Below are 219 nucleotides of genomic sequence, written 5' to 3'. Positions count from 1 at the left end.
CGAGCGGCGCAGCGAGGACATCGACGAGGGCGTCTCCGCCCTGGAGCGCGCCCTGTCCGGCGCCACCGGCACACCCCAGGTGGTGTGCGACCGGCTGATCCGCGCCCTCGGGGTGACCGCCGACCACGACGACGACGTCGCCGTCCTCGTCCTCCAGCACCCGGCCCGCAGCGGACCGGACGCCGAGCTGTTCAGGAACGCGGCCCTGGAGCTGCTCGG

At 75.3% G+C, this 219-nt stretch carries 1 pseudogene; it reads left to right on the top strand.

Annotated elements, in window-relative coordinates:
- Positions 1-219, top strand: a pseudogene (locus tag AOK22_RS43180) (PAS sensor protein); the annotation flags it as partial.

Source organism: Streptomyces silaceus, from assembly GCF_001419745.1.
GTDB classification, from domain to species: Bacteria; Actinomycetota; Actinomycetes; order Streptomycetales; family Streptomycetaceae; genus Streptomyces; species Streptomyces silaceus.
Note: the sequence above shows the minus strand (reverse complement) of the source record. Positions and strands in the feature narration are given on the sequence as shown.